Below are 26,051 nucleotides of genomic sequence, written 5' to 3' on the forward strand. Positions count from 1 at the left end.
AAAAATGACATCGCATGTCTTTCATCGCAGTTTGAAAGGCGACTTGCCGCTTGCTGACAAAGGCGACGGTCCCTACATCATCTCCAAAGATGGTGACGCGTATCTTGATGCCTCCGGTGGTGCGGCTGTGTCCTGTATTGGTCATAGCAATGAAAAGGTCCGACAGGCCATTCATGAACAGGTCGATAAACTGGCCTATGCTCACACCGGCTTTTTCTCCAGTGAACCGGCAGAACAGCTCGCGGACTTTTTGATCGAACGCGCGCCGGGGAACTTCGAGTCGGTCTATTTTGTCTCCGGCGGGTCGGAAGCGGTGGAAACAGCCCTGAAAATGGCGCGTCAGTATTTCCTTGAAATCGATCAACCCCAGCGGACACGGGTCATTGCACGCAAGCAAAGCTACCACGGCAACACCCTTGGCGCGTTGGCGGTTGGCGGCAACGAATGGCGTCGGGCTTCTTTTGCTCCGTTGTTGGTGGATCATGGTCGTGTGTCGGCGTGCTATCCCTATCGTGGACAAGCTGCGGGTGAGAGCGAGGAAGCTTACGCGACCCGTCTCGCAGATGAGCTGGAAGCCGAGATCAAGCGCTTGGGCGAAGACAATGTCATGGCCTTTGTTGCAGAAACCGTAAGCGGTGCGACCCTTGGGGCGCAGCAGCCGGTGGCCGGTTACTTTAAAAAAGTACGCGAGATTTGTTCGCGTTACGGTGTGCTATTGATTTTGGATGAAGTCATGTGCGGTATGGGCCGCACAGGTAGCCTGTTTGCCTATGAACAAGAAGGATTTGTCCCGGATATCGTGACCATCGCCAAAGGTCTGGGCGGTGGCTATCAGCCCATCGGCGCGGTCATGGCCTCTTCGCGCATTTACGCTGCCTTTAAAAATGGCAGTGGTGTCTTTATGAACGGGCATACGTACTTGGGCCATCCGGTCGCGTGTGCAGCCGCACTGGCAGTGCAGCGGGTGATTGAGGAAGATAATCTGGTTGCCAATGTCCAGACACAAGGGACGTACTTTGAAAAACGATTGATCGAGACGTTTGGCGATCATCCGCATGTGGGGGACATTCGTGGGCGTGGCCTGTTCCGCGCGTTAGAGTTTGTGGAGGATCGCGCGAGCAAAGCGCCGTTTGATCCGGCCCGTAAATTGAATCTGAAGCTTAAAAAAGCCGCGATGGATCGAAAGATGGTCTGTTATCCCAACGGCGGCACCATTGATGGACGGTTTGGGGATCATGTGTTGTTGGCCCCGCCTTTTATCAGTACACCACAATTGATTGACGAGATTGTATCGCGCTTGGCAGACTCCTTGGAAGAGGCTTTGAAAGTATGACGACAGGAAATGCCATGATGTTAACGGTTGCGCCCAATGGGGCGCGCCTGACGCAGCAGGACCACCCGGCTTTGCCCATCACACCGGATGAACTGGCGCGTTGTGCCGCAGAATGTCTGGAGGCTGGCGCGGGCATGATCCACCTGCATGTACGCGATGGGGATCAAAAGCATGTCTTGGATGGGGATGGATACCGTGAGGCAATTGCGGCGATCCGTCGTGATCTGGGCGATAAGATTGTCATTCAGGTGACCACAGAAGCGGTTGGTATGTATCGATCTGAACAACAGATCTCGCTGGTGCGTGATGTCAAGCCCGAGGCGGTTTCCTTGGGCTTGCGCGAACTGTTGCCCGTGGATGGAGATGAAAAAATCTTTGCCGAGTTCTGGAACTGGATGAAAGCAGAATCGATCTGGCCGCAAGTGATCCTGTATGATGACAACGACGTTCGACGTTTGGTTGATCTACAAAAACGCGGCGTGATTGAAGCGGATCGTTTGTCCGTCCTGTTTGTACTGGGGCGTTATGGCAAACAACAAGCCTCGCCGATTGAGCTTGTCGCCTTCCTCAATGCGATGGGGGAGCGAAGTGATTGGGACTGGAGTGTCTGTGCTTTTGGCGATCGGGAAAATGGCTGCATTACGGCGGCGGCCTGTTTTGGCGGTCATGGGCGCATTGGCTATGAGAACAACCGCTTGATGGCCGATGGCTCTATCTCAAAGGATAATGCAGCCTTGATTGCGCAAGCCGTTACAAGCGCCCGTTTGGTCGGGCGTACGCCCATGGCGGCAACCGACATCAGGCAGCGTTTTATGAGATAAAGGTGATGGAAAGTCAGAGGGTTATTGTGCAATGCACTGGTTGTTTCAGTAATTGTAATGTATCAAAACAAGTGTTGCGGTCTCTGGTGAACTATGCTTAGGTATTACCAAGAAAATGAGATGAAAGGTTGATAATTTTTCTCGACTTCTCATGTCTATAACGATAGTCAAAAGCAAAAATAATAAAAAATCGGGTGATCTGAAAAATCAGACACTCATATGGGTCCGGGAATGTGTGTTCCAAGGATAATTGAAACTAAAAACATACCGTTGCAGGAGAGATATATATGTTTTTTAAAAAAGCTTTCGTTGCCACAGCTGCCGTTGTGGGTTTTGCCGCAGCATCTATGGGCGTTTCCCAAGCTGAGCAACAATTCATTACAATCGGTACAGGTGGCGTTACGGGTGTGTATTACCCGACAGGTGGCGCGATTTGTCGTCTGGTGAACAAAAGCCGTAAAGAACACGGTATCCGTTGTTCTGTAGAATCTACTGGCGGTTCTGTTTATAACATCAACACCATTGCGGCTGGTGAGTTGGACATGGGTGTTGCCCAATCTGATTGGCAGTATCACGCCTATAACGGCACAAGCAAATTTGCAGAAAAAGGCCCGTTCAAAGAACTGCGCGCCGTTTTCTCTATCCACCCAGAACCGTTCACTGTGATTGCGCGTGCTGACAGCGGCATCAAAAACTTTAAAGACCTTAAAGGCAAGCGTGTGAACATCGGCAACCCGGGTTCCGGTCAACGCGGCACTATGGAAGTGTTGATGGCTGCTTTGGGTTGGACAACTGATGATTTCGCTGCTGCATTCGATTTGAAAGCGGCTGAACAGTCAAAAGCGTTGTGTGATAACAAGATTGACGCGATGGTTTACACTGTTGGTCACCCGAATGGTTCCATTAAAGAAGCTACAACGTCTTGTGACAGTGTGCTTGTAACGGTTGATGGGCCGGAAGTTGAAAAGCTGATCGCGGACAACCCGTACTATCGTGTAGCGACTATTCCGGGCGGCATGTATCGTGGCAACGATGCGGACACGACAACATTTGGTGTGGGCGCGACATTCGTTTCTTCTACAAACACACCGGCTGACACTGTGTATCAAGTTGTCAAAGCAGTCTTCGAAAACTTCGAAACATTCACAAAACTGCACCCGGCTTTCGGGAACCTGAAAAAAGAGCAAATGGTCAAAGACGGCCTGTCTGCACCGATCCATGATGGTGCGGCTAAATACTATAAAGAAGCTGGTTTGATGAAATAATCAAACCACCCAAAAGGGATGGACCACAGGGTTCATCCCTTTTTTTATCTATATTTATATTTGGCTTTTATGTCCTGAACATACTTTTTCCGGTTTTATAAATGATAAAAACCGGATGAGAGAGACAGCAGATGACACAGGAAAAAGAAGCGCAAAACCTCTCACAATCTGCGGATGAGCTTGTTGCAGACGCTGATACCGGCGGACGCCGTCCCGAAGGGATTGTTGCGCATATTATTATTTACACGGCACTGGCCTGGTCTATTTTTCAGGTCTGGTATCCGTCCCCTCTTCCTTTTGCCCTGAATTTCGGGGTTTTTAACGAAACACAAGCCAAGATTATTCACTTGGCTTTTGCTATTTTTCTGGCCTTTATGGCCTTTCCGGCGACGAACCGATCCCCCAAACGATATATCCCGCTTTATGACTGGGTGCTGGCTTTTCTGGCGACAGGCAGTGTCATGTACCTGTATGTCTTTTATCAGGAATTGTCGCAACGTCCGGGTGATCCGACGACAACTGATGTCGTTGTTGCCGTTATTGGTATGATAACCTTGCTGGAAGCAACGCGCCGTGCCTTAGGTCCGCCGTTGATGATCGTGGCGTCCGTCTTTATGATCTATACGTTCTTTGGCCCATATATGCCGGACGTGATTGCCCATCAAGGGGCGTCGATCAATAAGGGGATGTCACATTACTGGCTGACCACCGAAGGGGTTTTCGGGGTCGCATTGGGGGTATCCACCTCCATGGTGTTCCTGTTCGTGCTCTTTGGAGCGTTGTTGGAACAAGCGGGGGCCGGGAACTACTTTATCCGTGTGGCCTTTGCCATGATGGGGCATATGCGGGGCGGTCCAGCGAAAGCGGCTGTTGTGTCGTCTGCCCTGACGGGGATGATTTCCGGGTCCTCTATCGCGAACGTGGTGACGACGGGGACATTTACGATCCCGTTGATGAAGAAAGTCGGTTTCTCCGCAGAAAAAGCAGGCGCGGTTGAGGTGGCCTCCAGTACCAACGGGCAATTGACACCGCCGATCATGGGGGCCGCGGCCTTTTTGATCGTGGAATATACGGGCATCCCGTTTATTGAGGTGATCAAGCACGCGTTTTTGCCAGCGATTATTTCCTATATCGCGCTGGTCTATATTGTGCATCTTGAAGCCATGAAGGCGGGCATGGAAGGCTTGCCCCGTATTCATAAACTTGGCATCAAAGGTACCATGATCGGGGCGTTGAGTGTGTTCATTCTGTTGGGTACATTGATCTGGATTATGCCGCCTGCCTTGGGCTGGATTAAAGATTTTGCCGGGGAAGCAACGATCTATGTTGTCGGGACTGGTTTGATTGCGCTTTATATCGCGTTGATCAAATTTGCTGCGCGCTATCCTGAACTCGATACCTCCACCGAAATCAATGAACTGCCGCCGATTGGTCCGACAGTCAAGGTTGGCTTGTACTTCCTGCTGCCGGTTGTTTTGCTGGTTTGGTGTTTGACAGTTGAACGCCTGTCGCCGGGGTTGTCTGCCTTTTGGGCAACCGTCTTTATGATGTTTGTTGTGATCACGCAACGTCCGTTGATGGCTTACTTTCGCGGGCGTGCTGATCATGCAGCAGAGACCCGTCAGGGCCTTGAAGATTTACGTCAGGGCTTGATCTCCGGGGCGCGTAACATGATCGGGATCGGGGTGGCAACAGCTGCAGCCGGTATCGTGGTTGGTACGATTACCCTGACCGGCGTCGGTCTTGTCATGACCGAATTTATCGAGCTGATTTCCGGCGGGTCCATCATGTTGATGTTGATCTTTACCGCTGTGATCAGTCTGATCCTTGGTATGGGCCTGCCGACAACGGCAAACTATATCGTTGTGTCCTCCTTGATGGCACCGGTGATTGTGGCCTTGGGCGCAAAAAGCGGACTGATCGTGCCGTTGATTGCGGTCCATCTGTTTGTGTTCTACTTCGGGATTTTGGCGGATGATACGCCGCCTGTCGGCTTGGCTGCCTTTGCGGCGGCTGCGATTTCCCAAGGCGATCCGATCAGGACTGGTCTGCAAGGCTTCATGTATGATATCCGGACAGCGATCTTGCCGTTTATGTTTATCTTTAATACCGAACTGTTGATGATCGGAATCGAGGGCCCCCTTCACTTGATTGTGGTGGTGATAACGGCGATAGCGGCCATGCTGACCTTTGCGGCGGCGACCCAAGGCTTCTTCTTTGTGAAGAATAAGATTTGGGAAACGGTGGCTCTGTTGTTGATTGCCTTTACACTGTTTAGACCGGGTTTCTGGATGGACATGATTGTCCCGCCGTTTGAAGACCGACCGGGCACTGAGTTGGTCCAGTTGGCCGAAGCCGTGCCGGACGATGGTCGTCTGACGATCCAGATTGAAGGGTTGAACATTGAAGGGGATCAAGTCTCGAAAGCCGTGATCCTGCCTCTTGGTCCTAAAGCCGATGCTGAAGAGCGTCTGGCCCATGCGGGGATTGAGTTGCGTATCGAAGATGGTAAAGCCATCGTTGATAATGTGACGTTTGACAGTCCTGCGCAAAAACTGGGCGTGGATTTCGACTTTGAAATTGTCGGCGTTCAAGTGGAAACAGATCGCCTGCCCAAGCAGGTGATGTTTATTCCGGCGATTGTGCTGTTGATCCTTGTGATTGTACTACAACGCGGGCGTCGGGCACGTATGACACCGTCTAGCCCCGTAACCGCCTGATAGGAGTGAAGGTGAATGTATAAGGATATTCTGTTACCTATCGATCTGGCAGAACCGAGCTCGTGGGAGAAAACGATCCCGACGAGCATTCAGATGGCCCGTGATTACGAGGCAAAATTACATCTGATGACGGTTATTCCCGATTTCGGCAGCTCGCTGGTCGGATCGTTCTTTCCCAAAGGATTTGAGGAAAGCGCGATGCAGGAGATCAAAAAACAACTGAAAGCGTTTGCCGAGGATCACATCCCGGCAGACGTGCCAGTGCAGCGTATTATTGCAAACGGGACGGTCTATGACGAGATTCTGAATGTTTGCGATAAAATGAGCATCGATTTGATTGTTCTCGCTGCCCATCGTCCCAAACTGGGGGACTATCTGTTGGGTCCGAATGCGGCACGTGTGGTTCGCCACGCTAAATGTTCGGTCTTCGTGGTGCGCGGGAAATCTTGATCACCTCAAACTGGATTTGATCAGGCGATTTTTCGCAAAAGAAAAAGCGGTGAAGGGCTGAGAAGTGCTTCGCCGTTTTTCTATTTCAAATGAAACCGAATGCTTGACGCCAACGCAAATCGTGGCATTATCCCCGCCCGTGTGTGCTGGAGAAAAGGCTTAATCATGAATATAGATATTCTGTTGATGTATGTGGTCGTGTCTTTTTTCTATATTTTAAGTCCCGGTCCAGCGGTCTTTTTGGCGATTACAAACGGGATGACCCAAGGCGGGCGGGCGTTGATGGTCTCGTCCTTCGGTAATATTGTCGCACTGTTCATTTTATCTGCCGTGTCCATGTTTGGACTTGGCGCCATTTTTATGACCTCGGCGACTTTATTTATGGCGATGAAGGTGGTTGGCGCCCTGTATCTGATTTATATCGGCTTGAAGCAGTTTAGGAACAGCAGATTGATCATGATCGCCAAGCCAGATGGGATGATGGTTGCGCCGAAATCGGTTGCTAAATTGTTTCGGGAAAGCTTTTTCCTTGCGATTACCAACCCAAAACCGATTTTGTTTTTTACCGCACTCTTCCCCCAGTTTTTAGATTTAAAATCTCCCTTGATGGGCCAATTCTTTGTACTGACGGGGATCTTTATGGTCTTGTCCTTTTTGGTGTTATGTAGTTACGGCATGATCTCGCGCTTGGCGCGGACGTGGCTGTCGGACCAAAAACGTATGGCCTGGTTCCATCGCATCAGTGGCGGGCTGTTTATTTTGTTGGGGATTGGCCTGATGCGCCTGAAGCGGTCTGTTGCCTCTTTTTAATCAGGCGCGCAGTCTTTCCATCGCCAATGCAAACGGCGGGCGTAGCTTGTGTGTTTGACGGACAAGCGCTTTACCCGCGATCATATCAACCCCCATGTCGAGGAACTCGGCGAGTTGCAGGCGCTGATTGATGCCAAAAACGTAGAATTTTGCACCCAATGCCTGTGTTTCTGATTGCAACGCCTGAATCCTCTCTGGGGTAATGCCTGAAGTGGCATCAAGGGCGGACAGATCAATCCCAACCCAGTTAAAGGTTGTCAAGGTCGGTGCCTTAAAGCCGGTCAGGGCGTCTGGTCGGTACGCCAGTGCGCAGACATGGCCTTGCAGGTCTTGCAGTGTCTGTTCCAACTGATCGCCTTTCCACAAGCTGTCATCCTGTACTTCAAGGATGAGATAGGTTTTGCGGATATCTTCCGGGATTTTCTGCAAGGCGGTGAGGTAGGCGGCTTTGTGGTCTCCGCGTAGGATGGAAGAATGTACGGGGATAAAAATCGGAGTCACAATCTTTTTGGCGCGCAAAGGGACGGTGGCATGGGCGGCTTTTTGTAAGACCCAAATATCCATTTTCAGGCGTTGTTCCGGGGCCCTATGGCGTTGATAGGCGTGATCACTTTCAAAGTGTTTGCCCGCGGGTGTGTCATAGGTGAGCACGGCTTTATAGTGGGCCAGTTGTTGATGGGCACGGTCCCAGCACGGCGCAAAGAGGAGATCATAAGCACTGGTTGCCGTTTGCGTGGTTGGTGCCTGTGGTCGGGCGTTAGCAGCCTTTTTTTCCGGTGTGCCAGACATGCTGACCCATTGCGGACTGCCTCCATCTTTAACTTTTTGCGCCTGCATTTTTTGCCAGTTTAAATCATGTTCCTGACTGACATGCTTGTTTTTTTGCCAGTTGGTGTCGTGATCGGCATGGCTATGGACATTTTTCTGCCATTCCAGCGAAATATCATTTTGTTGGATAATATCGCGTTGGTCGTCGTCATGAATGATTTTGGTGCCGGCTTTGGTCTGGATGGGCGTTTTTTCCGCATCACCAGCGGCCTGACCTTCGCGGCCGACCTGTTCTAGCTTTTCGATGTCGAGTTTGCCATCTTCGGTCAGGACATCTTTGGGATCAACACCGGCAACACGGATCAAGGGGCGTTTGGAGCCGTCGAAACGTTCCCCGATAATCTTCAGGCCCAGTTCTTCCGCAATGTCATAGGTGCGCGCAGCCCCTTCGATCTCTGGTAGGGTGGGGAAGATCAGGATAAAGATTTCTTTGCTTTGATGTTCCCATCTGTTGCCTGCGCCGATGCGTTGGCGCAAGACACTTTCCGTCAACAGCATGATTTTGGCTTCGCGCTTATCCCATGTGTCGCCCATGGCTTCATGGAATTCGGTTAAGCTGAGGACAAAGATTTTCCCGATCTCTTCGTGGTCGTCATCGCTGACGATATCTTCAATACTGACCTTAATGTCATCCGAGAGGAAGCCGTCATCATGGATGCGCACGAGTCCAGATTCAGTTTTTTCGCTTGAAAAGAGCTTCTTTGCTTTTTTGATCCACTTTAACACTGCCGACATGCCTTGCTGGTTATTTTTATGGTTTTCTTTCTATCAGTATCCGCTTCATAAAAAAAGAAAGAAGCAACGTGGGGGCATTTACGTTAAAATAGCAATGGTCTAAAAAGGGGCAAGAGGTTTGATCGGGGGAGACAATGTATATCGATTTTTCAAAAATACCGATAGAACGGCTGGAAAAAATGAAGGCCGCAGGTGATGTGGTGGAAGAATGTCACCGCGTTCTGGCAAAAGTCGGGGAAAATATCGTTAGCGATCTGTTGAAGACCAGCGGCCCTTTTTATCAGATGAACCACTATCCCGAAGGGGATGTCTATGATCAGGAAACCCATGGGCAGTATTATTATCATGGCCATCGTGGTGGCGAGCATGGGCATTTTCACCTTTTTTTACGTCCGCGGGGGATGCCTCGGGGGGTATTTGCGCAAGAGCTGCCGGATTATGTCGCACCCGCCGGAGAAAATGACGCGATCAGTCACTTGGTTGCAATTTCCATGACCGATTGTGGTGTCGCGCAATCGTTGTTTACAACAAACCGTTGGGTGACGGCAGAATATTGGTATGACTATCAGGATGTTATCGCCATGCTGGATTGTTTTGAAATCGATCACGCCAGCCCGTCCTGGCCTGTGAATCGATGGGTAGGAGCCATGGTGCAGTTGTTCTACCCCCAAATTTGCGAGCTGTTGCGCTTGCGTGACGAGGTTCTTAACGATTGGGCAGCGGTGCACCCCGATGACAATGTTTTTGAAGATCGGGATATGGAAATTCTTTCCGAGATTCCCTGCAATCATGCGACCCAGATTATCGCGATTCAAATGGAATTGGAAAAACGTTAACTAAATCACTGTATTTCTTGAGAATGGCTCTTATATTCAAAGAACTTTTTTCTTTGGATATTTTTTATGCGATCACTCTCTCAAGACGCGCCGAAGCCTTCGGCGTCCCGTAAAGACTGGAAAACTCTTAAAACCCTTTTGCCCTATCTTTGGCCCAAGGATGCGGCGGGTTTACGCACCCGTGTTGTCATTGCCTTGCTGTTGTTGGCTGCGGCGAAAGCAACCAACGTGGCTGTCCCACTGTTTTATAAAGAAGCCGTGGATGTCCTGAGTGCGGATAAAGGGGCTGGCTTGATTGCTGTGCCGGTCTTTCTTTTGATCGCCTATGGTGTCGCGCGCGTGTTGGCGCAGGCCTTTGGGGAATTGCGCGATGCGGTCTTTGCTCGCGTGGGACAGCGCGCGATCAGGGATGTGGCGCTAAAGACGTTTAATCACCTACATCGATTATCCTTGCGTTTTCATGTGCAACGCCAGACCGGCGGCTTGACCCGATCCATTGAACGCGGGACCAAGGGCATTGATTTCCTGTTGAACTTTATGCTGTTCAATATTTTGCCGACCTTGCTGGAAATCGTGTTGGTCTGCGGGATTTTATGGGCTCTTTATGACTGGACCTTTGCGCTGGTCACTTTTGCGACCATTGCCAGTTATATCGCTTGGACCTTGATCGTGACGGAATGGCGGATCAAATACCGCCGTAGTATGAACAAAAGTGATAATGAGGCAAATACCAAAGCAGTTGATTCTCTGCTCAACTTTGAAACGGTCAAATATTTCACCAACGAAGACCATGAGGCCCGCCGCTATGACGTGGCGTTGCGCAAGTTTGAAGAAGCCTCGGTCAAATCTAAAGTGACCTTGAGCCTGTTGAACATTGGTCAGGGCGTGATCATTTCCATCGGTTTGATTGCGGTGATGATCATGGCGGGGTATGGCGTGCAGGATGGCAGCATGACCCTTGGGGATTTCGTGTTGGTAAACAGCTATCTGATGCAGCTTTATATGCCATTAAACTTTCTTGGTTTTGTCTATCGCGAGATCAAGCAGTCCCTCATTGATATGGAACATATGTTTTCCTTGCTGGAGCAGGATGAGGAAATTGCAGACCGCGCGGATGCCGGTGATATGCCGCAAGGCGGTGGGGACGTGGTGTTTGAAAATGTCTCCTTTGCCTATGACGAGCGGCGCCCGATTTTAAAGAAGGTGGATTTTCGGGTTCCTGCGGGCAAGACCTGTGCGATTGTGGGGTCCAGTGGGGCGGGCAAATCTACCCTGTCACGCCTACTGTTCCGTTTTTATGACGTGACGGACGGCGCGGTGAAGATTGATGGCGCTGATATTCGCCATGTCAAACAATCGGCTTTGCGCAGCAGTATCGGGATCGTGCCGCAAGATACGGTTCTGTTTAACGATACGGTCTTCTACAACATCGCTTATGGTCGCCCCGATGCCAGCTCGGCAGATGTGGAAGAGGCGGCAAAGCTGGCGCGTATCCATGACTTTATTATGGGGTTGCCGGATGGATATAACACCATTGTGGGCGAACGCGGCCTGAAACTATCCGGCGGTGAAAAGCAGCGGGTTGCCATTGCGCGCACCATCCTGAAACGCCCACGCATCCTGTTGTTTGATGAAGCAACGTCTGCCCTTGATACCCATACGGAAAAGGAAATTCAGGTGTCCTTGCGTGAAGTGTCCAGCGGCCTGACCACCCTTGTCATTGCCCACCGTTTGTCCACCGTTGTGGATGCTGACGAAATTATCGTGCTGGATAAGGGCGAGATTGTGGAACGTGGGCACCACGCTGCCTTGCTGGAAAAAGACGGGGCTTACGCCGCCATGTGGGCAAAACAGCAGGAAGCCGCAGTCGCGCTGGAGACTTTGGAAAAAGTCGGCGAAGAAGTGCTGGTTTAATCCCCCCGTCATCCCCCGTCAGGCCGCACCCGTTGCGGCCTTATCGGTTGATCTCATCGAGGTGCTTTATAGACGGCCTGCCTTTAAAGCATTGGTGATCATGGTGCGTGCGATCAGTTTGTGAAAGGGTTTAATCACAAACATATAGACGCGTCCTAAGGTGTTTTTGGTCTGTACCACGGTGGTAACACGCAATCTGTTATCTTTTGTGCGCGATAGGGCGATGCGAAAATCAAGATGGCTGTCATCTTCACCTGTGACAAGCAGGTTATCTGCCATCTTCATCACCTGAAACATGCCAAGCCTTTGCCCGACCTGTACATCATTTGGGGCAGGGCAAGGGGCTGTTGAATTTCCCTCGTCTGGTGCAGCAGCTTTTAACCCGAACCTGCGCGCAATGCGATTGCGCAAGGCCATCAGGTTGGTGATCCATGCCGGACTATGAGTGAAAATATTCCAATAGAGGTCCGTAAGGTGATCTTTACTGACAGGGGCAACTTCGTAGCAGTCTGCGAAGGTCACGCGATCCAATAAGGTGGTGGCATGTTCTGGGGGGACGGGGACTTCCTTGACATACATAGCTGTCTTCTCCTTATGAAGTCCTTACTAAATAAGATATCGGATGATCAGGCAAGCATAAAAGTCCCTTTCCAGTGTGGGTACCGGAAAGGGAATAATCGGGGATATCAAGGCAGCTATTTAACCGAATGAACGGTTGAATCGTCAGGCACGGGGTCGGGGTCACGGACATAATAGGTCACCGGGGGCGGGGCGGCTGGCTCCAACCGATTGGGAGGTGAGGGCGTGTTAAATCGGCTTGGATGCGGGCCATAGTAATTGACCAACCGCGCCGCGTCCCGGTGAACTGGTTCGCTAAAACACTCGATACCGCCCAGTTGTCGGTAACAGTATCTGGGGTCCTGATCGTAAACGGCTTCTTCGTAAGGATCAACGTACCCACAGGCACTTAACCCCAGAAGACTAGCCAAAATCAGGCTATGTTTTAGCGTTTTCTGCATACTTCGATCCTCTTTCAAATCCTGCAGGGGGCAGGGACCGTTTGCTCGGCCTTTGCAGATATAAAAAGCAAAGAGGATGCCAAAAATGAAAAGGGGCTGTTAAAAATTAACAACCCCTTAAAATTCAAATGGTTAACAAATCGTTTACGAATTGACGTTGACGATGATGCGTCCTTGCGTTTGCCCTTTCAGGATTTTTTTGCCGTAACTAGGCAATTCTGACAGGGTAATTTCGTGCGTCATAGTCTCAAGAATGTCGCTGGGCAGTTCATTGACCAAACGTTTCCAGGCGACCACGCGGCGCTCATAGGGGCAGGTGGCGCTGTCGATGCCTTGCAAGGTGACGCCGCGCATCAGGAAGGGCAAAACTGTTGTATTCAACTCGTTGGAGGCGGCTAACCCGACGGAGGCACAGCAGCTCCAGTATTTGAGGGTCGCAAGGACATGGTGCAGGGTGCTGCCGCCGACACTGTCGATGGCCCCGATCCAGCGTTCCCCGCCCAAGGGGCCTTTAGGGGCTTCTTCCAATTCTGCGCGCGAAACGATGGTGCTGACGCCAAGTTCGGTCAGATAGTTGTGCGACGATTCAGACCCGGTTGATCCGGCAACTTGATAGCCAAGGCGCGCAAGGATCGCACAGGCGATAGAGCCCACCCCGCCAGATGCACCGGTGACGAGGACTTCGCCGTCTTGTTCCGGGGTGAGGCCGTGATCTTCAAGTGCCATTACGGACAGCATGGCGGTGTAGCCTGCGGTGCCAATTGCCATCGCCTGTCGGGTGGAGATCGCATCGGGCAGGGGCACCAGCCAATCGGCTTTGACCCGCGCCTTTTGGGCATAACCGCCCCAATGGATTTCGCCAACACGCCAACCGTTCAAGACAACGCGGTCACCCGGTTTGTAGCGATCGTCGCTGGAACTTTCCACCACACCGGCAAAATCAATGCCGGGGACGTGGGGATATTGTTTTACCAGTTTTACAAGGCCGTTCATAATCAGGCCGTCTTTGAAGTTTAGGGCCGAATAGTCAACTTTGACCAGAACATCCCCTTCAGGGAGGTCGTCTTCATGAACAGATTTGATTTCAAGGGACAAACCATCATCGGTTTTATCCAAGAGCAATGCGTTAAAAGTCATAAGAGACACCTCATCCTGTATGTTTTGTTTGAGTGTAACGATACAAAATGTCGGAGCGACGATCAATCTTTCGAGTTGTTGAATGTCGTTTTTGTGGTTAAGTTGGCGTTATTTACTTAATGCAACTTTTAGATCAAGGTTTTAGAAGAATAATGAAAGATCAGATTGCTGTATCGGACATGTCGGGGCAACCCGAATTTAGCCGGTTTGTGTTCTCCCATTGTCAAATTGGGGAACTGTTTAAAATTTATATTCCCAATCTGATTTTCACAGTTCTGACTCTTGGGATCTACCGTTTTTGGGCGAAGACCCGTATTCGGCGCTATGTCTTTAGCCATGTCAAAGTGATGGGCGATGGCTTTGAATATACCGGCACGGCAGGCGAGCTGTTTAAGGGCTTTTTATTGGTCATGCTGGTGATTATCCTGCCCTTCGGGATTTTACCTGCCTTGTTTGCAGAAAGTCTGGGACTTGCTAATCAAGAGCTTGCGGCAGTGATTTATATTGTGCAGACGGTTTTCTTTGCCTGTCTGTTTCCGATCGCGATTATCCGTACCTATAAATATCTGTTCTCCCGCGTGAACTGGCGCGGCGTGCGCTTTGCTCAGGTCGCCCCGACTTTTGGCTATTGGTGGCGCTGGATGGCATTTGCGGTGGCGATGCCGGTGACGTTGGGGCTGATTTATCCCTTTAAACAGGCTGTTATGACGCGTTATCTGGTCAACCATACCCGTTTTGGCAACCAGTCCTGTCACGTGGAAATCAGCCTTAAAAAACTCTATGGCGCTTTTTTGATTTCTTATGTGTTTTGTGTGCTGTCAGTTGCGGCGGTTGGCTTTGGGACATGGGTGATTTTAGAAATGGTCGATGTCGCCTATCCGGTTGGGGAGTCGATGCTGGCGGACGTCTATCGCACGCTGGTGTTTATGGCTGCGGGTATTTTGGGATCGATCTTGCTGGGTCTGTCGGTCTTTTATTATTACGCAAAATTTATCAGCTATGTGGGCAGTTCCCTGACCTTGGGGGAGTGTCGTTTCAAAGTCGCGGTCAAACCGTCGCATTTGTTGGGCTTTTATCTGATGAACATGCTGTTGATGGCGATGATGTTCGGCTTTTCCTTCCCCGTTATTATGTATCGCTATCTGGAATTTATCTCTCGTCATTTTCAGGCCAGTGGTCTGGAGGCACTTGAGCAAACCATTCAGGTGGATCGCGAAGAACTGAAGACCGGCGAAGGTCTGGCGGATGCACTAGATGTTGGAGTCTTTTAAATCATGACCCCGATAGCTGCTTATATGGATGGACAAAGCGCGAAACGCCAAAAAGTCTATCTGGAGTTCGCCTCTAGCCTCTTGATTTTTCGCGATGAAAAAGGCGAGGTTCTGAGCAGCTGGCCTGTGTCTGATATCGCCCCGACAGATCGGGTAAAGGCAGGGGAAACACTGGTTTTATCTTGTCAAAAAAGGGGGCATGCCCGCTTGCATGTGGATGATGAAAATACCCGCAATTGGTTATTTAACATTATTCCCGGACTTGTGGGGCGCACCATCTACAAGCGTGAAAGCCGACTTGCGTGGATTTTGTCCGGCAGCGTCTTGGCACTGGCGTTGGTGTTCTACTTTGTGTTTCCCTTGATAATGCAAGGGGCGGTGCGTTTTGTTCCGGTTGCGTGGGAAAAAGAAACCTTTAAAGGCGCGGGCCTAAAGCTTGCAGAACAGATCGGGGCGCAAGATGTCTGCACGTCACCGGAAGGGGTGGCCGTTCTACAAAATATGGTCATTCGTCTGGTCGGGCAACAACAGGCGCGCCAGCTGGATGTACTGGTGGTGGATCATAAGATGGTCAATGCGTTTGCCACACCGGGACAAAATGTCGTGTTGATGCGCGGCCTGATAGATAAAGCTGACAGTGCGGACGAAGTTGTGGGCGTGCTGGCTCATGAGTTGGGCCATGTGTATCATCGTCATCCCATGCAATCGGCCTTGCGGGGCGCGGGGATTGCGTTTGTCATGACGGCTTTATCCGGTGGCTCAGGTGCCGAGTTTGCGGCCTTGTTGGCAGAGACATCCTACAGCCGCGATCATGAACGTGCGGCAGACGATTTTGCCCTGACGGTGTTATCGCGCGAGAAGATTTCGACGCAAGGGCTTGCGCATTTTTTTGAAAAGATGGGGGAAGAAAACGGCAGCCTGGAACGCTTTATGAGCCTGATTTCCACGCATCCCATGTCAGAGGAACGTGCGGCGAGCTTGTCTAAAAACACGGAAGGTGGCCCCGCCATGAGCGAGGAAGACTGGCAGGCGCTCAAGGAAATATGTGCGACGACAACGGACATTGCCACATCGATTCCTTATGCTGAATAAGAAAAATTAATATTAGCGGCGAAATATCCTTGCCCGCTGAGTCGGGTTTTGGGTTTATTCCTTATGTAAATTGCTGGTTTTATCGCTAAAAAGAAAAATCATATGACAGTTTCTTGACTTATTGGACAAGAAGAAACAAAGTTGCGGGAAATGGGATTTCATAAATTATAAATAAGTATTCATGAGCAACGAAACGCCTGCCCTAGAGGTTACGGACATTCACAAATACTTTGGCGACCTAGAGGTGCTAAAGGGTATTTCATTAACTGCGCAATATGGCGATGTGATTTCCATCATCGGGTCCAGTGGGTCGGGGAAAAGTACGTTCCTGCGCTGCCTGAACCTGTTGGAGCGTCCGACCCAAGGCAGCATCCGCATTGCCGGGGAAGAAATGAAGCTGAGACGCGATAAAGACGGTCAGCTGGGGGCTGCGGATAAAAAGCAGATCACCCGTTTGCGCGCCGAAATCGGCTTTGTTTTCCAGAGCTTTAACCTGTGGGCCCATATGGATTTGATGGAAAATATCATCGAAGGTCCGATGAAGGTCAAAGGTATTTCTAAAAAAGCGGCAACGGAAAAAGCAGCCGAACTGTTGAATAAGGTTGGTCTGTACGATCGCAAGACACATTATCCGTCACAGTTGTCCGGGGGGCAGCAACAGCGCGCAGCCATTGCGCGCGCGCTGGCGATGGAGCCGGAATTGCTGCTGTTTGACGAACCAACCTCCGCGCTTGACCCTGAATTGGTCGGCGAAGTGTTGAAGGTCATGCAGATGCTGGCGGAAGAGGGACGCACCATGTTGGTTGTGACCCACGAAATGGGATTCGCACGCGAGGTCTCCTCGCATGTGATGTACTTACATCAGGGGCAGGTAGAGGAATTCGGCCCGCCGAAAGATGTATTTGAAAATCCGAAATCAGAACGGATGAAACAATTTATCAGTACCGAGCTTTAGGACGTACTGGTTAGGGACTAAAACGAGTTAAGTTATTTTAAGTCACGGGAGATCTTAAAAATGAAAAAAATTGCACTCGCACTGGCAGGCCTTTTGGCATTTGGTGTTGCAACAGCTGACGCTGGCGAAAAACTGCGTATTGGTACAGAAGGGGCTTACCCTCCGTTCAACAATATCGATAAAGACGGTAAAGCGTTTGGGTTTGATTTGGATATCGCTGATGCCCTTTGTGCTGAAATGAAAGTGGAATGTGAAATCATTGCACCGCTTGATTGGGATTCCATCATCATCGGTTTGAATAAAAAGAAATATGATGCCATCATCGCGTCTATGTCTATTACGGAAGAGCGCAAGAAAGCTGTTGCGTTTACAGACCCCTACTATTCCAACAACCTGACACTGGTTGCCAAAAAAGGCGCGACAATCGATCCGTCTAACCTTGCGGGTAAAGCGGTTGGCGCACAGCGTGCGACAATTGCGGCAAACTACGCAACGGACAACCTGAAAGATGTAGACGTTAAACTGTATGATACGCAGGAAAACGCTTATCTTGATCTGGCGTCCGGTCGTGTAGACGTTCTGGTTTCCGACAAACTGCCGGCCTATGACTGGCTGCGTTCTGAGGAAGGCAAGGGCTTTGAGTTTGTGGGGGATGCGATCGACGTAAACGACAAGATCGGTATCGCAATCCGCCAAAATGACACGGAATTGGCCGAGAAATTCAATGCTGCGCTGAAAGCAATCGTTGCGAACGGCACATACGAGAAGATCAACGCGAAGTACTTCCCGTTCTCTATCTACTAAGACAAGTAAGTGCCCCTGTTTGACAAAGCAGGGGCCTTTCTCTTTGACTATTCGGATTTTTCTATGATCGACCTACAAGGATTTGGTCCGCAGATAGCCTATGGCGCATGGATGACCGTACAGGTCGCCTTGGGTGGGCTGGTGATCGGACTTATATTCGGTTTGGCGGGTGCTGCGGCAAAGCTGTCGCCTTATGCGGTGCTACGCGGGATCGGTCAGTCCTATACTACTGTCGTGCGTGGTATCCCCGAAATTCTGGTGGTCTTGCTCGTTTATTTTGGCGGGGAAGATGTTATCAACCGGATTGCGGAAAACTTTGGTTACGACGGCTATATTGAAATTAACGTCTTTGTTGCGGGCGTAACCGCCCTTGGCGTCTCGTTTGGGGCCTATGCAACCGAAGTGTTTCGCGGTGCTATCCAATCGGTGCCCGCAGGTCAGATTGAAGCCGCGGTTGCCATCGGGATGCGGTCCAATCAGGTGTTTTGGCGGATCACATTGCCTCAAGCCATGCGTCTTGCCATCCCTGGTCTGGGCAACCTGTTTCAGGTCTTGCTGAAGGATACGTCCCTTGTGTCCTTGATTGCCTTGCCGGAATTGATGCGCAATTCAGCGATTGCGATCCAGAACACAAAAGAACCCTTTACGTTCTATTTTATCGCTGCGGTGATTTACCTGTTGATTACATCGGTCGTTCTCGTGGGGCAGCTCTATGCAGAACGTTGGGCCAATAAGGGTGTGAAGAGGGCCAGCTCATGAATTGGGAAGAAATTTTTCTCGCCCTTCCCAAATTGTTGGACGGGGCGTTACTGACGCTGGAACTGGTCATTATTTCCTGCATTGTTGGCTTTGTTATTGCGATCCCGATTGCGTTGATGCGCAGTTCACAAAACTGGTGGATACGCAATATTCCCCTGATTTATACCTTCTTCTTTCGCGGCACGCCGTTGCTGGTTCAGCTGTTCTTGTTCTATTACGGGGCGGCGCAGTTTGATGCGGTGCGCGACAGCTTCTTATGGCCTGTGTTGCGCGAAGCCTATTGGTGTGCCTTGATCGTCTTTGCCCTGAATACCGGGGCCTATACGGCTGAGATTTTCCGAGGGGCGATCCAGTCTATCCCGCATGGGGAGATTGAAGCAGGTATCGCCATCGGTATGACGAAAATGACGCTTTATCGCCGGATCGTGATCCCGCGGGCCTTGCGCATAGCGATGCCGTCTTATGGTAACGAGATTATCTTGATGCTGAAAAGCTCGGCACTGGCCTATACCATTACGCTGTTTGATCTGACCGGCATGACCCGGACGATCATCGCGCGGAACTATCTGGCGATTGAAATGTATTTCACGGCCGGTGTGATTTATCTGCTGCTGACCTTCCTGTTTATTCAGGTCTGGATGCGGCTTGAAAAACGCATGCTGCGCTTTCAAGCCTAAGCGTTAGAGCAAGAGATAAAGAAAAGGCCTGTACCGAGAGGATCGGTACAGGCCTTTTTTATTTGTGGCTGTAGTGCGTTTCCTAGAAGCCGTAGAAGCTGGGGATAAACAGGCTAAACACAATCCAGATGATAAAGACAAGCGGTGTCCCCGCGATCAAAAAGTCTTTAAAGCTATAGCGCCCCGGTGCCATGACCAGCAGGTTGGTCTGATAGCCGATCGGGGTGGCAAAGGCACAGTTGGCGGCAAAGACAACCGCAACCGCAAAGGCGCGGGGATCAACCCCAAGCTCGTGCGCCATGGACACAGCAATGGGGGTGAACAAAACCGCACAGGTTTGCGTCGAGAGTACGTTGGTTAGCAAGGCAATGAGCAAGAACAACGCAGACAGCATGGTGCGTGGCCCCGCGCCATCAAGCGCATCCACAACCCCGTGGGCGAGGAAACTTGCAGCCCCTGTTGCCTGCATGGCAGAGCCAAGGGCAAGGGCAGCACCCACCATGGTGACGATCTTTGAGTCAACGGCGCGTACGGCCTGACGGACATTCAGCGCACCAATGGCAACCATGGCGGCGGCCCCGATCAGGGCGCAGGTTACGGTTGGTAAAATGCCGGAGCCCGCCAAGAGCACAACCCCCATAAAGATGGTGAGGGCACGGCGCGCGTGGTGAACGGCGGGCAGTTCTTCCTTGGACCATTCCAGCAGGATCACATCACGGTTGGAGCGCAGATTGTGAATGTCGCTGGGGTGGCCTTGCACCAACAGCACATCACCGCTTTGCAAACGGATATCATCCATGCGTGCGCGGATCATGCGCGAACGACGCTGGATGCCGATCACTTTACAGGCGGAACGTTCGGCAAAGTTGATCCCTTGCAGGGTTTGACCGGACAGTTGGGTGGTTGGGGGCAACATAACTTCGACCAACATGCGGTCCTGAGTTTTGGTTTCTTCTTCGCCCTCCTCTTTGGCATGGGTTCCTTCCATGGAGGACAGGGACTTTTGCACTAATTCAGGATGGTGAGGTTCCAATAAACCGTTGTTGCTGGTCAGGACTTCGGTAATGATTTTGCGGGTCGCGGCAACGACTAAGATATCGCCGGGATGAATTTTATGATCTTCAAAGGGGGGCAGAATATTCGTGCCTTGATGCTGGATCATGCGTACGGTCAGGTTGGGTAGCTCTTTAAAAAAACCGCCCATGGCTTCTTTGCCGACCAGTTTTGCGCCGGGCGCAACAGTCAATTGCGCAATAAAATGTTTGCCGTTGTGCTTATTTTCGCCTTCCTCGCCTGTGCGGTCTGGCAGCAGGCGCGGCATGACAAAGACCACGTAAATCAACCCGACGGAGGCAAGAACCAGACCGGGGATCGTAAAGTCAAAGAACTTGAAGGGCGTTTCCCCCAACTGAATGAGGGCAGAGTTTACCAGTAGGTTTGTCCCTGACCCGATCAGGGTGATCATCCCGCCCAGAACAGCGGCAGCACTGAGGGGCATCATGACCTTGCTGGCAGATTTGTTAATCCGTGCAGCAAGGGCCTGCATGATCGGAATAAAGATAACCACAACCGGAATGTTGTTGAGCATGGACGAAATGAGCATGCCGACAACAAGGGTAACGAGGATCGTCACCCACGTATTTTTGCCGCCCAATTTAAGCAGGACTTGGGCGCCGCGTTCAAGCACGCCTGTCCTGACCATCCCTTGCCCCACAATCAGAAGGGCAAGAACAGTGATCAGGCCAGTATTTGCAAATCCTAACAGGAGCGTATTGGGGCTGAGAAGGTTGTTCCCGTCCGCATCAAGGACGGGGAAGATATGGAAAATGACCAGAATAAATCCAAGTGTCACCAACGAGGTTAACTCGACGGGAATATCTTCAATGGCATAGGCAATAAGAGCCGCCAAAATAATGATGTAGGTGAGCCACATCTGAAAGTTTGGCCCAAAGATGTCCATCACGAGTGCGCTCATATTTCCCCTGCAAGATCGTTATTCTACTTTGTAGATATTGCGCATGCTCAGCAATTGTACAAGAACTTTATAATGATTTTTCCAGATACACCACGTTGTCTAACGGGTTGGTGTAGTACGGATCACATGCTTCGAAACCCAGTTGACTATATAAAGAAAGGGCAGCTTTTAAGTGTGCCAACGTGTCTAGTCGCATGGTTTTAAAGCCCCGTGCACTGGCCTTGTCTAAAATGGTCTGGGCCAGAATTTTGCCAATACCTTTTCCCTTAAACTGGTCGCGCACATAAAGGCGTTTCATTTCGCAGGTTTGATCCGCGGTCAGCGGCCACATGCCAACGCAGCCACAGATAGCACCATCCCAATATGCCAACAGCAGGACGTCGTATTTTAGTTTCAGGTTTTCAAGTTCGGTTTCAAACCCTTGAAAGCACAGATCAACACCCAGTGCGGTCTGATACTCTCGAAAAAGCTGTTTGATAGTGTCGTAATCCTGTGCCGTCGTGGCTTCTGTGAGGGTGAGGCTCATAAGAAGATTGTTCCCTTGAGAAACAGGCTGCATTGCCCCATGAGTTCAACCCGATTGCCTTTTAAGGTGCAGGTCACATCCCCGCCGCGCATTGAAACTTGGCGCGCGCGCAAGGTGGCCTTGCCCAGCTTATCCGCCCAATAAGGGGCGGAGACACAATGGGCGGCCCCTGTGACCGGATCTTCTGTAATGCCGTGACCGGGGGCGAAACAGCGTGAGACAAAATCATAATCGCGGCTGCGGGCGGTTAAAATAAACTCACCCGGCGCAATCTTTGCCAAGGCGTTGTGGTCGGGGGTGGCGTTGAGGACATCTTGTTCGTTTTTGACGACGCAAAGAACAAAATGATTTTCATGGGTTTCAAGGATCGGCACGCCCAAGGCCTCGCTCAATCCCGCGGGGATGGGACAGGGTTTGGGGGCTTTGGTGGGAAAATCCATGATGATATCGTCGCCTTTTTTAAGGACGATCAGTTCCCCGCTTTGTGTTTCAAAATGAATAAGATTTTTGTCAAACCCCAGTTCATTAAAAATGACGGAAGAGGCCGCAAGGGTCGCGTGACCACATAACGGGACTTCGGTTGTGGGGGTGAACCAGCGCAGATGGAAGCCTTTGTCCGTCGGCACAAAAAAAGCCGTCTCCGAAACATTGTTTTCGGCGGCGATTTTTTGCAACAACGCATCGTCGAGCCATGCTGTCAGAGGAATGACGGCTGCCGGATTTCCCTGAAGTGTTTTTTGCGTAAAGGCATCAACGTGAAAAAAGGGCAGTTGCATTTTTTAAGCCGGATTGATTGGAGAAGACACAAGGCTTACATGCTAGCGTATTCTCCAATCTATTTTCCAGTCTTTTAAATGGTAATCTGGCCTTTTAAGTAGAGCTGAGCACGCCCAAAGAGATCAACACGGTCACCTTTTACATCGCATTGGATATTGCCACCGCGTTTGGAGACCTGACGGGCGTTTAGCGAGGTTTTCCCCAGACGCTCTGCCCAGAAGGGGGCGGAGACACAATGGGCGGACCCGGTCACGGGATCTTCTTCGATCCCATGGGAGGGAGCAAAGCAGCGTGAGACAAAATCATATTTTTTGCTGCGCGCGGTCAGGATAAAGTCCGCCGGTTCAATGCGGGCAAGGGCCTGATGGTCGGGCTTGGAATTGATGACATCTTCTTCGTTTTCGCAGACGACAAGGCAAAACCGGTTTTGATGCGCTTCAAGCAGTTTAACGCCAAACGCCTCTTCCAAACCGTCGGGGATCGCGCAGGGGGTTGGCGGCTTTGTCGGGAAGTTCATCACAAAACCATCGTCACGGCGCTTGACCACCAGCGGGCCGCTTTTAGTTTCAAAGGTGATTTCATCCTTGTCCCAGCCCAGTTCGCGGTAAATCACAAAGCTGGTGGCAAGGGTGGCATGTCCGCACAACGGTACCTCAACGGTTGGAGTGAACCAACGTAGATGGAATCCACCGTCGGTGGGGACGAAAAAGGCCGTTTCCGACAGGTTGTTTTCCGCCGCAATGCCCAACATGGTGTCATCGTCCAGCCAGTCTGTGAGGGGGACGACAGCGGCGGGATTGCCTTCAAAGACGTTATCGGCGAAGGCATCGACTTGATAGATATCGAGTTTCATTAATTGTGTATTCCAAAGTTAGGCGAAATGGATATTGATGCGACGGTTCTGTTTGCCCTTTTTTTCGATCTTTCCAACGCGGATGGGACCGATTTCAGCCGTTGAGCGCACGTGGGTTCCGCCACAAGGTTGGTAATCTACATCACTGATGGTGATTGTGCGAACAGTTCCTTGCCCCATCGGTGGCTTAACCGACATGGTGCGGATCAGGTCTGGATTTGCGTCCAGTTCGGCATCGGTGATGGTGCCAATAGTGACGGGTTTATCTGCGTCAATTTCTGCATTCAGCGCGGCGCTCAGGGCTTCTTTATCAGGGCTTTCAGGCAGGTCGAAATCCAGCCGGCTTTTGTCTAACCCGATGGAGCCGCCGGACACCGCCGCATCCACTTTGGAACAGAGGATATGAAGGGCAGTATGCATGCGCATCAGTTTGTAGCGTCGATCCCAATCAAGGGTGCAGGTAACAGGGCTGCCCACAGCGGGCAGAGCCGTTCCCTCAGCAACGATGTGAAGCAGGTCGCCACTGTCACGGTCTTTTACGGTATCGATGATGGGGTAGGTCTGGCCTTCATCGCTTGTGAGGGTGCCGCAATCGCCGGGCTGGCCGCCACCTGTTGGATAAAAGACGGTTTGATCCAGTATGATGGCGTTGTCTTTAGTGTTGGTGACTGTTGCAGTGCATTCTTTTAGATAGCTGTCTTCACGAAACAGTTCTTTCGTCATAAGTTTTTCTCCCTATAAGATCATTGATAAAACCATGATCATGGCAAGCATGACATAGAGGATACGGGTTCTCAGGGGATTGTCGATCAGGAAATGGCGCAGCCATGCACCGGCAAAAATCCAGGTGGCACAGACCACGTTTGCAGAGGTAAAGACGATGGCACCGGTGACGGCGTCCAGACCGTAAGAACTTGCCCCGGCAAACGCCATCATCAGGGCTTTGGGGTTGATCCATTGAAAGGCCGCCGCGCGAAAGAATCCCCAAGGTTTGTCGTTGGCGGTTTCTTCATCAAAACTGGTCGGTGCGGTGGCAATCTTGAAGGCGATATAGAGCAACAAAGCCATGGCCACCCATTCCAGCATTGCCATCGTGCCAGTGGGAAGGAGTGGCAGAATAGAACCCACCGCCAAAAACATAAAACCGAAGCCCAGATTAATGCCAAACAGGTGGGGCAAGGTCCGTTTGATCCCAAAACGCACACCAGAGGCCATGAGCATGGAATTGTTCGGGCCGGGTGTGATGGAGCTGACGAGTGCAAAAAGGGCAAAGTTCAACATGCTTTTGACTTTCGTTTTAACAGGAAGCCCGCGGGGATGGTGTTGAAATAGAGACCAGTGATAATCAAGATCGCACCAACCATAATGTTGATGGTGATTGGTTCATTTAAAATGATCGCAGACGAACTGAGGCCAAAGATCGGCACCAGGAGGGAAAAGGGCGCAACTGTTCCGGCCGCATAGGTCTTAAACAAAAAGGCCCAGATGCCAAATCCCATGAGGGTTGCGATAAACGCCAGATAAACCACGCTACCAATCCCGCTGTAGGAAAGATGCGTGACGGCATAGCTGATGGCGTCCGGTCCTTCGTAAAACCAGGAAACCGCAAACAACACGGGCGCAGAAAAAGCGCTGACCCAGATGATCAGATACAGGGGATTGCTGCTTTGTGCCTTCTTCATGGCAAGATTGGATAGCCCCCAAAAGAGAGCGCCAAACACGACAAAGGTGACACCTAACAGCGCGCTTTTTTCCTCGGCCTGTTCAACAAGGACAAAACCAAGGCCGATAAAAGCAAGGGTCATGCCGAAAAGTTGACGTCGGCTCGGGCGTTCCTCAAGTAAGAAGAACGCCAGAATAACCGTGAAAAATGCCTGCATTTGTAAAACAAGAGAGCTTAAGCCCGCGCCGGACCCCAAATCCATGCCGATAAATAAAAGGCTGAATTTAAAAATGCCAAGGCAAAGGGCAATCGCAATAATCCAGTGAAGGGGAGCAGGGCGGGTCTTCCAGATGAAAATCAGTGGAAGCCCCGCCAGCCCGAAGCGCAAAGTGGACAATAAAATCGGGGGGAAACTTTCCAGCCCGACTTTAATGACAACGAAATTGACCCCCCATGCCGCCATCACACAGACAGCGAGGAAGATATGACCGGGTTTCATAAATCATGCCTTCCAGAAAGGTTTTTGCGCTTCTTTCTCGATATCGGCACGGGAGCGGCCGATATCTTTGAGAATGTCGTCGGACATTTGTCTCATTTTGAAACGTTGGCGTGATCGCTCATGCCATGTCCAGAGCAAGGTCACAAGCTGGAGTGCATCCGCCTTGACCATGCGCGCGCCGGTCTTTGCCCATTGGCCCCAGCTCAGCTGCGGGGCAGTTTGTGTGTCGATTGTATCGATACATTCCTGTCTCATCGGTCGTTACTCCGCCTGTGTTTGTGAAAATTACTTGATGACAATAAAGTTATCAATCGATACAATGTGACGTCAAT

Annotated in this window: 26 protein-coding genes; 14 read left to right on the forward strand and 12 right to left on the reverse strand. The window is 51.0% G+C overall.

Annotation, left to right across the window (positions count from 1 at the left end; translation table 11 throughout):
• Nucleotides 1-4 precede the first annotated feature (4 nt).
• The 6 genes from Q397_RS0108950 to Q397_RS0108975 all read left to right on the forward strand — a co-directional run bounded on the left by Q397_RS0108950 (nucleotide 5) and on the right by Q397_RS0108975 (nucleotide 7,399).
• Nucleotides 5-1,333 carry an aspartate aminotransferase family protein gene (locus tag Q397_RS0108950; protein ID WP_028879131.1) on the forward strand — a complete coding sequence of 443 codons (1,329 nt, stop codon included), beginning with the start codon at nucleotides 5-7 and terminating at the stop codon, nucleotides 1,331-1,333.
• The gene (locus tag Q397_RS0108955) at nucleotides 1,330-2,154 is read left to right on the forward strand and encodes a beta-keto acid cleavage family enzyme (protein ID WP_028879132.1); all 825 of its coding nucleotides are present in this window, start codon (nucleotides 1,330-1,332) and stop codon (nucleotides 2,152-2,154) included. Before Q397_RS0108950 ends, Q397_RS0108955 begins: the two co-directional genes overlap by 4 nt.
• A 287-nt stretch (nucleotides 2,155-2,441) precedes the next feature.
• Nucleotides 2,442-3,419, forward strand: a complete 978-nt coding sequence (locus Q397_RS0108960) for a TAXI family TRAP transporter solute-binding subunit (protein WP_028879133.1) — start codon at nucleotides 2,442-2,444, stop codon at nucleotides 3,417-3,419.
• 131 nt (nucleotides 3,420-3,550) lie between these two features.
• A complete protein-coding gene (locus tag Q397_RS0108965; protein WP_028879134.1) occupies nucleotides 3,551-6,139 on the forward strand; it encodes a TRAP transporter permease in 2,589 nt (862 codons plus the stop codon).
• 15 nt (nucleotides 6,140-6,154) lie between these two features.
• A complete protein-coding gene (locus tag Q397_RS0108970; protein WP_028879135.1) occupies nucleotides 6,155-6,589 on the forward strand; it encodes a universal stress protein in 435 nt (144 codons plus the stop codon).
• A 99-nt stretch (nucleotides 6,590-6,688) separates the two neighbouring features.
• On the forward strand, nucleotides 6,689-7,399 hold the full coding sequence (locus Q397_RS0108975; protein WP_205618818.1) for a LysE family translocator: 711 nt from the start codon (nucleotides 6,689-6,691) through the stop codon (nucleotides 7,397-7,399).
• Here the strand turns inward: Q397_RS0108975 and Q397_RS0108980 are convergent, their stop codons facing one another.
• Complete coding sequence (locus Q397_RS0108980) at nucleotides 7,400-8,953, reverse strand: EAL domain-containing protein (protein ID WP_169737985.1); 1,554 nt, start codon at nucleotides 8,951-8,953, stop codon at nucleotides 7,400-7,402. It lies immediately after the preceding gene.
• 143 nt (nucleotides 8,954-9,096) lie between these two features.
• Between Q397_RS0108980 and Q397_RS0108985 the strand changes: the two genes are divergently transcribed.
• Complete coding sequence (locus Q397_RS0108985) at nucleotides 9,097-9,798, forward strand: DUF6969 family protein (RefSeq protein WP_028879138.1); 702 nt, start codon at nucleotides 9,097-9,099, stop codon at nucleotides 9,796-9,798.
• A 66-nt stretch (nucleotides 9,799-9,864) separates the two neighbouring features.
• On the forward strand, nucleotides 9,865-11,712 hold the full coding sequence (locus tag Q397_RS21765; protein WP_051609865.1) for an ABCB family ABC transporter ATP-binding protein/permease: 1,848 nt from the start codon (nucleotides 9,865-9,867) through the stop codon (nucleotides 11,710-11,712).
• A 66-nt stretch (nucleotides 11,713-11,778) separates the two neighbouring features.
• On the opposite strand, the gene Q397_RS21770 is transcribed toward Q397_RS21765, so the two are convergent.
• The 3 genes from Q397_RS21770 to Q397_RS0109000 form a co-directional block, all read right to left on the reverse strand.
• Nucleotides 11,779-12,291, reverse strand: coding sequence for a DUF2867 domain-containing protein (locus Q397_RS21770; RefSeq protein WP_051609866.1), 513 nt, complete (start codon nucleotides 12,289-12,291; stop codon nucleotides 11,779-11,781).
• Nucleotides 12,292-12,407: 116 nt separating this feature from the next.
• Entirely contained in the window at nucleotides 12,408-12,731 is a 324-nt protein-coding gene (locus Q397_RS24960) for a hypothetical protein (RefSeq protein WP_156950664.1), read from the reverse strand.
• Nucleotides 12,732-12,875: 144 nt separating this feature from the next.
• Nucleotides 12,876-13,868: an MDR family oxidoreductase gene (locus Q397_RS0109000; RefSeq protein ID WP_028879139.1), complete on the reverse strand. Its 993-nt coding sequence runs from the start codon at nucleotides 13,866-13,868 to the stop codon at nucleotides 12,876-12,878.
• A gap of 152 nt (nucleotides 13,869-14,020) precedes the next feature.
• On the opposite strand from Q397_RS0109000, the gene Q397_RS24035 reads away from it, so the two are divergent.
• The 6 genes from Q397_RS24035 to Q397_RS0109030 all read left to right on the forward strand — a co-directional run bounded on the left by Q397_RS24035 (nucleotide 14,021) and on the right by Q397_RS0109030 (nucleotide 19,426).
• Nucleotides 14,021-15,139 carry a YjgN family protein gene (locus Q397_RS24035; RefSeq protein ID WP_028879140.1) on the forward strand — a complete coding sequence of 373 codons (1,119 nt, stop codon included), beginning with the start codon at nucleotides 14,021-14,023 and terminating at the stop codon, nucleotides 15,137-15,139.
• A 3-nt stretch (nucleotides 15,140-15,142) separates the two neighbouring features.
• Nucleotides 15,143-16,231, forward strand: coding sequence for a M48 family metallopeptidase (locus tag Q397_RS24040; protein ID WP_051609867.1), 1,089 nt, complete (start codon nucleotides 15,143-15,145; stop codon nucleotides 16,229-16,231).
• A gap of 181 nt (nucleotides 16,232-16,412) precedes the next feature.
• Nucleotides 16,413-17,186, forward strand: a complete 774-nt coding sequence (locus Q397_RS0109015; protein ID WP_028879141.1) for an ABC transporter ATP-binding protein — start codon at nucleotides 16,413-16,415, stop codon at nucleotides 17,184-17,186.
• A 60-nt stretch (nucleotides 17,187-17,246) separates the two neighbouring features.
• A complete protein-coding gene (locus Q397_RS0109020; RefSeq protein WP_038013294.1) occupies nucleotides 17,247-17,990 on the forward strand; it encodes an ABC transporter substrate-binding protein in 744 nt (247 codons plus the stop codon).
• Nucleotides 17,991-18,053: 63 nt separating this feature from the next.
• A complete protein-coding gene (locus tag Q397_RS0109025) occupies nucleotides 18,054-18,749 on the forward strand; it encodes an ABC transporter permease (RefSeq protein WP_028879143.1) in 696 nt (231 codons plus the stop codon).
• The gene (locus tag Q397_RS0109030; protein ID WP_028879144.1) at nucleotides 18,746-19,426 is read left to right on the forward strand and encodes an ABC transporter permease; all 681 of its coding nucleotides are present in this window, start codon (nucleotides 18,746-18,748) and stop codon (nucleotides 19,424-19,426) included. Before Q397_RS0109025 ends, Q397_RS0109030 begins: the two co-directional genes overlap by 4 nt.
• Nucleotides 19,427-19,508: 82 nt before the next feature.
• Here Q397_RS0109030 and Q397_RS0109035 read toward each other — a convergent pair whose 3' ends face one another.
• The 8 genes from Q397_RS0109035 to Q397_RS0109070 all read right to left on the reverse strand — a co-directional run bounded on the left by Q397_RS0109035 (nucleotide 19,509) and on the right by Q397_RS0109070 (nucleotide 25,974).
• A complete protein-coding gene (locus Q397_RS0109035) occupies nucleotides 19,509-21,401 on the reverse strand; it encodes an SLC13 family permease (protein ID WP_051609868.1) in 1,893 nt (630 codons plus the stop codon).
• Nucleotides 21,402-21,468: 67 nt separating this feature from the next.
• Nucleotides 21,469-21,927 (reverse strand): GNAT family N-acetyltransferase, encoded by a 459-nt coding sequence (locus Q397_RS0109040; protein WP_028879146.1) that lies wholly within the window; start codon nucleotides 21,925-21,927, stop codon nucleotides 21,469-21,471.
• Nucleotides 21,924-22,703, reverse strand: coding sequence for a PhzF family phenazine biosynthesis protein (locus Q397_RS0109045; RefSeq protein ID WP_028879147.1), 780 nt, complete (start codon nucleotides 22,701-22,703; stop codon nucleotides 21,924-21,926). Before Q397_RS0109045 ends, Q397_RS0109040 begins: the two co-directional genes overlap by 4 nt.
• Nucleotides 22,704-22,777: 74 nt before the next feature.
• Nucleotides 22,778-23,557 (reverse strand): PhzF family phenazine biosynthesis protein, encoded by a 780-nt coding sequence (locus Q397_RS0109050; protein WP_028879148.1) that lies wholly within the window; start codon nucleotides 23,555-23,557, stop codon nucleotides 22,778-22,780.
• Between the two features lie 18 nt (nucleotides 23,558-23,575).
• Nucleotides 23,576-24,280, reverse strand: a complete 705-nt coding sequence (locus Q397_RS0109055) for an alanyl-tRNA editing protein (protein WP_028879149.1) — start codon at nucleotides 24,278-24,280, stop codon at nucleotides 23,576-23,578.
• A gap of 12 nt (nucleotides 24,281-24,292) precedes the next feature.
• Entirely contained in the window at nucleotides 24,293-24,838 is a 546-nt protein-coding gene (locus Q397_RS0109060; RefSeq protein ID WP_028879150.1) for a LysE family translocator, read from the reverse strand.
• Nucleotides 24,832-25,719: an EamA family transporter gene (locus Q397_RS0109065; RefSeq protein WP_028879151.1), complete on the reverse strand. Its 888-nt coding sequence runs from the start codon at nucleotides 25,717-25,719 to the stop codon at nucleotides 24,832-24,834. The genes Q397_RS0109060 and Q397_RS0109065 overlap by 7 nt, the downstream gene beginning before the upstream one ends.
• A gap of 3 nt (nucleotides 25,720-25,722) precedes the next feature.
• A complete protein-coding gene (locus tag Q397_RS0109070; RefSeq protein ID WP_051609869.1) occupies nucleotides 25,723-25,974 on the reverse strand; it encodes a DUF1127 domain-containing protein in 252 nt (83 codons plus the stop codon).
• Nucleotides 25,975-26,051: the final 77 nt, after the last annotated feature.

It is taken from the genome of Terasakiella pusilla DSM 6293, from assembly GCF_000688235.1.
GTDB lineage: Bacteria > Pseudomonadota > Alphaproteobacteria > Rhodospirillales > Terasakiellaceae > Terasakiella > Terasakiella pusilla.